This is a genomic window from Micromonospora sp. WMMA1949 (genome assembly GCF_027460145.1).
Taxonomy (GTDB): Bacteria; Actinomycetota; Actinomycetes; order Mycobacteriales; family Micromonosporaceae; genus Micromonospora.
The window spans coordinates 6,466,681-6,477,096 of record NZ_JAPZBG010000001.1 but is presented as its reverse complement, the minus strand read 5'-3'; the positions used below and the strand labels follow the sequence as shown (position 1 = coordinate 6,477,096).

Here is a 10,416-nt window from a genome sequence, read left to right as displayed (position 1 = left end):
ACCCGTGTACCGCTGCCTAGGGTCACACCGGTCGTACATGGCCGGTCTCCGTTGAGGCGTCGCCGCGTACAGGCGGTCCCGGTCCAGCGGGAAGAGCTACCTGCACCGGCCGTAAATGACCGGTCTCCGTTGTGGCGGCAGCGGGCCTAGGGCGTCACGCGGAACTAGTTGGAGTTGTACCGGTCGTACGCGAACGGTCTCCGTTCGGTGCCAGCCGAGGCCTGGTGGTCCGCCGCACCCCATCTGCCCGGTCAGCCTGCCGCCGATGCCCAGATGTACACCCACGGCGGCCCCGCGCCGGCGACCAGCTCGAGCTCGTACACCCCGTCAACGTCGGCGTCCAGGAGCTCCCCGGGCGTACTCCACCCACAGCTCGACGAGCAGGCACGTCGACTCGGCGTCCGCTCGGCCGGTCCGGACCATCGCTCGTTGACGACCAAGGCGACCAGGACGACGACGCGACACTGTGCGCCGGCTGCGGCGGAGCCATCCCCGAACACCGACACCAGCCCCGGTGTCAAGGCCATCGAGCACGGCGGCCAGCGTGCCCCCGTGTGCGCGCGCCGACCGGCTCGCCAAGGGCCGTCGGTAAGCGGCTGCAGGACGCCCAGGACGCCCTCGAGGCCCTCAATCAGCCCAACGCCTAGCGAGAAGCATCGAGGCCCGGCCCTTCGGGGGCCGGGCCTCTTGCCGTCTACGCGCGGCCGGATCTCACCTCGCGGTGAGCGGGGACTCCGAGTCGTTCGAGTCCTCGTCAATCAGGTAGTACTGGAACGGCTCGAACTCGTACATGACTCCGGCCGAGGCCTTCACATGCACGTTGGTGCCCTTCGCCAACTTCTCCATCGGGTCCTCGTGGCCGTACCAACTCAATTGGAAGACGGGGCCGGTGTGCTTCTTGTCCGACGCATCGCCCGCCATCACGTCGATGGTTGATGCGCCGAGGTGCTCGCGCGGGTTGATGTAGATGTCAGAAACGAACCCGTCGAACTCGACTGTCTTCGACAGGAACTTCTCAACGGCCGCTTCGACCGTCTTCCCATGCGGCGGGCCCGCCAGAAGCGCTGCAAAGTCGGGGTTGTTCTCGACCGTGATTGTCTTCGGCGCCGTCGCCTTCGCCTTCGCGGTCACCGTCGCCTTCGCCTTCTCCGTTCCCGCGTCCGTAGATGCGGCTTCCGGAACCTCGCAGCCGACGAGCAGTGCGAGCACGGGTACAACCAGGGCGGCCATCTTCCTCATGCGACCGAAGCATGCCAGCTGTTGCCCAGCCGGCCACCACCGAGCCCTACCCAGCACCGAGCGCTGCCTGACCATCGCCGGGGCCGGTGTGCCTGACAAGAGAGCGCGCCGCGTTCGATGAGCTGTGGGCGCCCAGCACGTCGGCCAGGCGCCGCCGGCGTGGAAGCAGCTGCCGAGGCTGGCGCTCGGCGTGCACATCTCAGCGCTGTGACCTAGGACGGGCGGCGCTGGTCGACGGGGCCGGCGCCGCGGGACAGCCGGGCCAGCTGCCGGTGCTGGCGACGGTGGCCGGATCGGGTCGGCGAGGTTGCTTCGCGAGTCGGGGTGACGCGGCAGAGCGTCCACGCGCGGCTGCCGCTATGACGAGGCTCGTCTGGCCGGGTTACAGGACCGATCGCACCGGCAGGAATCGTGCCCCATCGGGCGGTATACCTGTTCGGTGAAATTTTCGGCGGAGCACTGCAATCTTCTTTGAAAAGAATCTTGGCGTACGGAAAGGTTCGGTGAGAACCGACAAAGGGGGTCAAAATTCGGCCGGAACAGAGGGGTCAAAGTTCAGGCTCTGGCACACATTCTGTGATTGATCTTGGCGGTGGTTCACGGGGTGGCGAGGACGCGTTTGCGGAGGAGGTCGAGGTTCGCCCGGCCATACATTTGTCGCTTGATCGTCTTGATGCGGTTGACCTGGCCCTCGACCGGGCCTGAACTCCAGGGCTGGGCGAGGCCGGCGACGACGGCGTCGCGGTCGCCGACCAGGCCGGCGGCGAAGCCACGGATTTCGGGGTATCCGGCGTGGCGTGCGCGGTCGATCCAGGCGTCGAGGTGCTGCCCGGTGCCTTGGTGGCGGACCAGGGCGGCGAACCCGCGGGCAAGGCCGGCGACCATGTCGAGGTCCGGACAGCGGCTGCGGGCGTCGGCGAGATCAGCGCGGTCGTCGTCGGTGAGTTTGTGGCCGGGGCGCATGATCCAGGCGGTGATCCGTCGGGCCGACGGCACCCGGACTGTGGTCACAGGTGCGGGTCGGGTGCGGTTCGCGGCGAGCCAGTCGCGCAGCACGCGCAGGCTGCCCTGATAGCCGCGGGCCAGGATCTCGGCGTGCAAGTCGGCCGTCTGGTGGACGCCGTCGCCGAGCCGCTGCCGCAGGTAGGTATGGAACGGCGTGAGGCTGCTGGGGCGGCTGCTGGCGTTCGGGCCGATCAACGCCTCGGCGGTAGTGGCGTGGGCGTACTTGCGGGCGGTTCTGACGTTCATCTCAAGGCGGCGGGCGGTCGCGCTGATCGACAGTCCCTCGGCTCGCAGGGCATGCACGGCCGCGTGGCGTTCGCGGGTGTTCACCGCCCGACGCCCCGCCCTCACCGGCTCGTCGGCCAGCGCGACCAAGGCAGATGTCGGTTCGGCGTGGATGCGCAGGCACCGGCGGTGCCCGCGGATGACCTTCTCGACGGTGTCGCTGAGGTTCTTCAGCAGGTGCCACCGGTCGGCGACCTGGATCGCGTCAGGTGCCCCCTTGCGGGCGCCCTCGGCATAACTGCCGCCTCGATCCCGGCAGATGATCTGAACACCAGGATGCTCGCGCAGCCAGGCGGCGAGGGTGTCGGCGGTGCGGTCGGGCAGCACGTCGATCGGCCGGCGGGTGTGCATGTCGAGCAGCACCGTCGCGTAGCGGTGGCCACGACGGCGGGCGAAGTCGTCCACGCCCAGCACCGTCGGCGTCGCCGGCGGCGGGTCGGGCATCCGGCGGATCATCCGGATCAACGTGGAGCGGGACACTGACACCGCCAACCGCTGCGCCAACCGGCTGCCCGGTCGACCGCCCAGCGCCACCGCGACTGCTTCCAGGTCGCCCGCGGCCAAGACGGTGCGACGGGCATGCCGCCGAGTCAGGCCGGGCACCTGCTCGACGAACGTCCGTCGTCCGCATTCAGCGTTCAGGCATGTGAATCGGCGGACCGTCAACGCGACCAGCACCTCGTGCCCACCTAACCTGACGTCGGCCAGCCGCCGCACATAGCGACCATGCACAGTGGTCGACCAGGTTCCGCAGGCGCTACAACGTGCTCGCACCGTCTGAGTCGCCGCGTTGATCCTGACCCCGACGGCCCGGATCACCACCGCTTCCAGCCGCAGACCCCTCAGGTGCGGCAGCAACGCCGGAATGATCTCCACCCCGGCACCCAACCCGAACAACCGACGAGCGCGACTCACAAAATGTGGGCTATCGATCGCGAGGGGCTGACTGTGTCGTACCCGCCTCCTACGCTTCGTGTCGATGGTTATGCGAGGTGTAGAAGGTGCTTACCAAGGTGCGCTCCGGGCGTTCCAGAATCCGATGCTTGCCTTGCTTCATCAGACGCACGCGCCGTTCGTGGTGACGGTGTTGGCGATGGTCTTCACGGCGGAGCGGCCGACGGTCGCGGTGGCGGATGCGCATGCGGAGATCAACGACGCCCTTGACCAGCTACGGGCTGCCGGCTATGGCGACGAGGATAACCAGCCGCTGCCTAGTGGAAATTCGCGAGACTTGTGCAGGCAGTGGGTGCAGGCGGGGTGGTTGGTGCGACAGGTGTCCGATGGCGATGTCGAGGTGTACCGACTGTCGGCGTACGGCGTCGGTGCACTGGAGATCGCTGGGCGTGTCGGCGGGGCGCGGACCAGGGTGTCGGAGTCGCGGGTCAGAACGCTGTTGGAGGCGATCGAGCGGCTTGCGCAGGAAGCCGATCCGGACCTGATGACCCGGCTGGCGCGCTTGCACGAGGAGATCCAGCAGCGGCAGAAGGAGCTGGCTCGACTTGAAAAGGGTGGTGCCGTCGAGACAGTCGAGGACGAGCAGCTGCTTGAGGCCGCCGAGAATGTGCTGCACTTGGCGCGGGAGCTACCTGCGGACTTTGCCCGCGTGGCAGAGTCGATCAAAGCTATCCAGCGTGACGTGGTCGCCGAATTGCGGCACGATGTGCGGCCGACCGGGGAGGTGCTGCGTGAGTACCTGGCCCGCGGCCAACGGATCTTGGATGCGACACCGGAAGGCCGCGCGTTCGCGGGGGCGTTGCGCCTGATCGGCGACCCGGCGCAGATCGATGACCTGTGGGGCCAGTTGCGGAGGGTACTGAGGCACCGGTTCACTGAGCTGTTGCCGGAGCAACAGCGGCGGGAGCTCGCCGAGATTTCGCGGCGCATCGAGCAGGGCGTCAAGGAGGTGCTGGCCGCCCAACGGCAGGCATCTCATGTGATCACCACGCAGGTCCGCAACCACGACCCGATGCGCGACCGTCAGGTGGATGAACTGTTGAGGGATGTGATGTCGGGCCTGCACAAGTGGGTTCCCAATTCACGCCGTGGAGAGGTCGTCGAGCCGTTGCGTCGCCTGCCGGTGGCCGATGTCGGGCACTTGCGTCAGCGGATGAGTGATCCGCGACCACCGGAGCCACCTGCGCCGTTGCGCGACTGGGCCGAGGAGGAGGCCGAGGACTTACCGGCGGCGGACACTCGGGCATGGGGTGGCCCTCGGTACACCGAGTTGCGGGTGCACCTGGCAGCGTTCGCGGGCGGTGCGACGAGCGTGGATGTGCTGGCGGCATTCCGGGCAGCGGCCGAGGATCTCCAGCGGCCGGTCGATTTGCTAGGCCTACTGGAAATTGCACATGACGCCGGGATGACCGAGACATCCGAGGTGGCGGTGGTTGACACGGTCCGCCCCGACCAGACCCGGCGACGGTTCGCCCTCGGCAGTGTGGTGGCGGCGAACCCGGCGGGCGTAGAGGGGAGCGGTGGTGATGAGTGACCCGGACGGCGCCGACGACGGCTGGCCGATGGGCACGGTGGCCGGGTTCATCGACCCCGTTTCGATGGAGGAAGATCCGACCGAGCTGTTCGCTGGCGATGCGGGAACGTTGGACGCAGAGGTGCGCCGTGTGCTGGTCCAATTATTGCGGCGCAAGTTTCTCCTTGCCGAAAAGAATCCCGCGCAATGGCGCACGCTGCTGGAGAACCAACAGATCATCGAATCGCGCATGCATGACCTGTTCGTTCGCCTCGTGGTCGACAACGACCGAGGCGTGGCGTACAAGCAGCAGGTGCGCTCAGTCGAGCTTGACGTGCCGATCCTCCTCAAGGACGACCCCTACACCCGGGCCGAGACTCTGGTCCTGATCCACCTGCGGACCGTCTTCCAGCGGGAACGCGGTACAGGCGAGATGTCCGCGAGGGTGGACATCGAGGAGCTTGAGCAGACCGTGTTGACCTACTTCGATCCGCACGACCATAACTTGGCCCGGCGCCAACAGGAGGTGCGCAACGCCGTGCAGCGGTTGGTCCCCGAAGGGTTGCTCGCGGAGGAGTCCGCAGGCCGGTATCGGATCACCCCGCTGGTGGAGGTTGTGCTGAGCACGGAAAAGCTCGCCGAACTGGACCAGTGGCTACGCGAACGGAATGAGGCCACAGCGTGAGCATGATCGACACGCTGTTCGGGTTGATCCCGGCAGCCTCGCGGGGTCAGCAGTGGGTGGCGCGTGACCTGCAATTGGTCAACTGGGGCGGTTACGACGGATATCACCAGCTGCGAATCGCGCCTGGCGCGACCTTGCTCAGTGGAGGTTCCGGGTCGGGTAAGTCGACACTGATGGACTCGTACATCGCGTTGCTCATGCCGCATACAACTCCATTCAACGGGGCGTCCAACGGTGGAGTGGTCGGCAGGCCCCGGGGCAAGGACCAGCGCAATATCCTCTCCTACGCGCGCGGTAAGCTCGACGAGTCCCGGACCGACGGCGAGACGAAGGTGCGGGTGCTGCGCGGCGACGGCCGGGATACGTGGTCCGCCATCGCGATGACGTGGGTCGACCACACCGGTGCCGAGTTCACCGCGCTGCGGGCCTGGTATGTGCCGTCTTCCGCTCGGAGCTTAGACGACGTCGTGGCGGTACGCGCCATGTGTGACCACGGTTATCAACTACGCATGCTGGAAGGCCCGGCGAGCAAACAGCTCGCCCGCGCCGAGGTCGTGGCCACTGGCTTGAGCTGGTGTGACACTGACCGGGATTTCACCGCGCGTCTGCACACTACCCTTGGTATCGGCGCCGCCGGCGACGGGCACAAGGCGGTCGCGCTGCTAGGACGGATTCAGGCCGGCCAACAGATCACGACGGTCGATGCCCTTTACAAGACGATGGTGCTTGAGGAGCCGTCCACGCTGGCCACTGCTGATGCGGTGGTACAGCAGTTCGACGAGCTTTCCGGCACCCGGGCGCGGATGATCATAGCCCGACAGCAGGTGAAGGCATTGACTCCGATCCGCGACCACCGGGCCACCACCGAGAACGCGGTGAACCAGCTGCGCCTGATCGACGAGGTCGGATCGTTCACCGAAGCGTCGACCCCTGCCGCATTGTGGCGTCATCAACGCCGGCTGGACCTGTTGCGCTCGGCTGAGCAGGATCTGGCTCAGCGGCACCGCCGAGCCCAGGAGGAAGTGTCCGAGACCAGCGCCCTGGTCGCCGGCGCCGAAGTGCAGCGAGATGGGCTGCTGGAAACCCTTCGTGCCTCCGGTGGTGACCGCCTCGAGACGGCGCTGCGGGAGATCCGCGCCGTGGAGCAGCGGCTGGGCGATGTCGAACGGTCACGGGAGCGCCTGGACCGGGCGCTTGCCGTCATCGGCGTCACCGTGTCGACCGGAAAGGACTTCGCGGCACTGGTCGAGACGGCGTATCGGTTTCTCGCCGACAATGACGCCCGGAAGACGGCGCAGAACCAGTTCGCCGAGGCGATGGCGGAGAAGAAGGACGCCGAACGAGAGCTGACCACGCTGCGCTCCGAGCACAAGGCGGTCAAGACCCGTCGGGGCAACATCCCGACTGAGCTGCACGCGGCTCGCGCGCTGTTGGCCGAGGCCGCCGGACTCAAACCAAACGACCTGCCGTTCGTCGGCGAGCTGATCGAGGTGCGGACGGAGTTCGAGCCGTGGCGCGAGGCGTTCAACCTGGCGCTCGGCGGATTCGCTACGCGGATGCTGATCGACATCGGAAGATTGAACTCGTTCCGCGAGGCGATCAACGCGGTGCCGACCGCTCGACGGGTTCAGTTCGAGGGCGTGCGTACCGGCCTGCGTGATGAGGTCGGGCTGGATGCAAAGACACTACCCGGCAGACTCGACTACCGACCCTCCCCGTTCACCGCCTGGCTCAAGAGCGAGCTCGCCCGCCGGTTCGACTTCGTCTGCGTCGAGACGCCCAGGCTGCTCCCGCAGTACCCAAAGGCCCTTACAGTCACCGGCCAAACCTCGGAAGGCGGGCGGGGTGCGCACGGCGGTCACGGCCGGGCCAACGTGCTCGGTTTTACGAACAGCAGGCTGCTAGCCGACCTCGAGCACCGCATCGGCCTCGCCCAGAAACGCCTCGACGATGCTCTTGACCGGGCATCCAGGCAGGAGGAAAACCTCAACTCATTCGAAGCCAGACGCACGATCTACCAGACTCTGACCGAGTTGTCCTGGGACCAGGTAGACCTCGATGCGGTCCGAGCGGAACAGGACCGCTGGAACCGCGTCGCCGACGAGATCCGGGCGGGCAACCCACGGATCGATCAGCTCCAGCGCCAGGTGGAGGGCCTCAAGGAGCGGGTCAGGGAACTGACAGAACGCGTCGGCCGGCAAAAGGACAACCTGAAGAAGCTCGGGGAGTCGTGGAGGTCGACCGTCGACGAGGTGGACCGCGCCCAGCTCGCGCTCGACACGGCCACGGAATCAGGCGTCGATGTCTCTGAGGAACACCGGGAGTACCTGGAGACGCTGTTCGGCAGCGAAGCAACCGCCACCACCCCGGACGGGGCGCTTGCCGAGTTCGACGCCGCGATGAAACGGGTCACCGGACGGATCCGCGCCGACCGACAGTCGGCAACGGAGACGATCGGGCGATCACGGAAGGTGCTGCTCGACACGTTCTCGACGTTCCTCGAACGCTGGCCGAACCCGAACCTCGGCATCGACCCGGACGGCTCCTATCGCGACTTCGACCGTCTGCTCACCGACCTAGAGACCAGTGGCCTGCACGAACTGGAGACCGAGTGGCGCGACAGTCTGCTCAAGCTGTCCGGTAACGACCTGACTGGCCTGGACAGCGAACTGGCCGCCGCGATCCGCGAGATCCGCGACCGGATCGACCCAGTCAACCACATCCTCGCCGAACTGCCGTTCTCCGACGACGAACACCGGCTGCGTATCGACCCGCAGGAGAGCCACTCCGCGGTGCGCGCCCGGTTCCGCAAAGAGCTGCGCGACGTACGCGCCTTCATCGACCAGGCGGCAACCGACGACGACCGGGAACGCGCCTATCACCGGATGGCCAAGGTGATCGACCGCATCCGGCGCACCGCGCCCGATTTCGCCGACCTCGTCGACGTACGCAATCACGTTCGGATCAGCGCCGAGAAGTGCGACCTCGAGGGTAGGCATGTCGCCGTGTACGACCACATCGGCGAGAAGTCCGGCGGCGAGTCGCAAGAGCTGGTCGCGTTCATCGTCGGGGCCGCCTTGCGGTACCAGCTCGGCGACGCGGGCGCCGCCCGCCCCCGCTACGCCCCCGTCTTCCTCGACGAGGCACTGATCAAGGCGGACGCGCACTTCACCGGCCGGGCCATCGGCGCCTGGCGCGGCCTGGGCTTCCAACTCATCATCGGCGCCCCCAATGACAAGCACAGCGCGATCGAACCACACGTCGACGCGGAGTACCTGATCCTCAAGAACTCTCAGGGCCGATCTTGGGCGAAGCCACTGGTCGGTGTTCCGGACGCATGAGCGCACTCGTCATCCCGCAGGACGCCATCGCGGCCATGCGCCGCAAGGTTGATCAGAAGTGGCCCGAAGCCGTAGGCGCGGAGCTCGGCGTCGGCGACCACGTCGTCTTCTCCGTTCCGCTGCGCCCCGGCGTGACGTCCGGCAAGGCCGTCGAGCAGCTCGGGCACGCAGCCTGGCACCAGTGGCACATGCAGTGGCGTGACTTCTCCGACCAACTGCCCACCGGCGTGGGGCTCGTTCGCAAACCGGTGACGATCCGAGGAGTCGCCGGCGACTTCCCCGCCACGCTCGTCGCCGACCTGGACGGCGCCAACAGGCTCACCACCGACGCCGACACCGGTGCTGAATCACCGAGCGTCGACCTCGGCCGTGCCCGCGCGCTCGCTCGGGCGCTGCGATCAGCCGGCGCGACCCTCACCCCGGCTACCCTTCGAGCCGTCTACCGTCTCCAAGACGCCGACGTTGAGGTGCTGATCAACGCGGTGACCTGGCTACACCAGCACCCCGACGCCAGCACCTGGACCCTACGGCAACTACCGGTGCCCGGTATGCACACCAAATGGCTCGGCACCCACGGCGCCCTGCTGCGCGACGTCGCCGGACGCGATGTCCGCGACGAAGTTCGGCCCCGGCTCACCGTCATGCACCTCACCTACGTCGACCCTCACCACGCCGCATCGGGCCGACGCCGGCACGACGCCTGGACTACCGGCGACGTGCACGAGATCGCCTACCAGCCGCGTGTCGTCCTCGTCGTAGAAAACCGCGATTCCCGCCTCTGGTTCCCGCCCGTCAGCGACACGATCGTCGTCGAGGGCGGCGGCAAGGCCGCAGCAGCCTTACTAGCGAACGTGCCCTGGATCCGCGCCGCAGATCACGTCATCTACTGGGGCGACATCGACGCGGACGGGTACGCGATCCTGGACCAGTTCCGCGCCACCCTCGCACAGCCGGCACCAGACGGTGCACCAGCAAAACGCGTCACGTCCATCCTCATGGAAGCGACCGACCTCCACCGCTACTCCCAACATGGCGTCAACCATGACAAGGCTGGCCGCCCCATCAAGCCCTCACCCGAGCCTTTGCCGCACCTGACCGACGCCGAAACCACCGCCTACAACACCATCGCAACCGCGGGCCCCACCCCGTTCCGCCGGATCGAGCAAGAAGCCATTCCCCTCACCCACGCCGCTGCCCGACTGCTGCAGATCATGGAAGAACGCCGGTGAAGCGCCCACGATTCTCGCCTGCCGGCCGTCGAGGGCGATCATGGCAAGCTTCGGGTGCCTGCGGCCCGTGACAGCCCCGAGCCCACAGCGCGGGTGGGATTGCTACCCAACGATCGAAATGACGCCGGCGATGCGCAGCCCGAGTGGGTATCGACTCGTGTCAAT

Annotated in this window: 6 protein-coding genes; 4 read left to right on the top strand and 2 right to left on the bottom strand. The window is 67.2% G+C overall.

Annotated elements, in window-relative coordinates; translation table 11 throughout:
- Positions 1 to 711 precede the first annotated feature (711 nt).
- Positions 712 to 1,239 carry a DUF4839 domain-containing protein gene (locus O7607_RS30230; protein WP_269706844.1) on the bottom strand — a complete coding sequence of 176 codons (528 nt, stop codon included), beginning with the start codon at positions 1,237 to 1,239 and terminating at the stop codon, positions 712 to 714.
- A 597-nt stretch (positions 1,240 to 1,836) separates the two neighbouring features.
- A complete protein-coding gene (locus O7607_RS30225; RefSeq protein ID WP_269706843.1) occupies positions 1,837 to 3,405 on the bottom strand; it encodes an ISL3 family transposase in 1,569 nt (522 codons plus the stop codon).
- A gap of 103 nt (positions 3,406 to 3,508) precedes the next feature.
- On the opposite strand from O7607_RS30225, the gene O7607_RS30220 reads away from it, so the two are divergent.
- Genes O7607_RS30220 through O7607_RS30205 form a run of 4 tightly spaced genes read left to right on the top strand, consistent with a single transcriptional unit; the run spans position 3,509 to position 10,251 of the window.
- The gene (locus O7607_RS30220; RefSeq protein WP_269706842.1) at positions 3,509 to 5,017 is read left to right on the top strand and encodes a DUF3375 domain-containing protein; all 1,509 of its coding nucleotides are present in this window, start codon (positions 3,509 to 3,511) and stop codon (positions 5,015 to 5,017) included.
- The gene (locus O7607_RS30215) at positions 5,010 to 5,681 is read left to right on the top strand and encodes a DUF4194 domain-containing protein (protein WP_269706841.1); all 672 of its coding nucleotides are present in this window, start codon (positions 5,010 to 5,012) and stop codon (positions 5,679 to 5,681) included. Before O7607_RS30220 ends, O7607_RS30215 begins: the two co-directional genes overlap by 8 nt.
- Positions 5,682 to 5,683: 2 nt before the next feature.
- Positions 5,684 to 9,022, top strand: a complete 3,339-nt coding sequence (locus tag O7607_RS30210) for an ATP-binding protein (protein WP_269707120.1) — start codon at positions 5,684 to 5,686, stop codon at positions 9,020 to 9,022.
- Positions 9,019 to 10,251 (top strand): Wadjet anti-phage system protein JetD domain-containing protein, encoded by a 1,233-nt coding sequence (locus tag O7607_RS30205; protein ID WP_260041186.1) that lies wholly within the window; start codon positions 9,019 to 9,021, stop codon positions 10,249 to 10,251. The genes O7607_RS30210 and O7607_RS30205 overlap by 4 nt, the downstream gene beginning before the upstream one ends.
- The last annotated feature ends 165 nt before the right edge of the window (positions 10,252 to 10,416 follow it).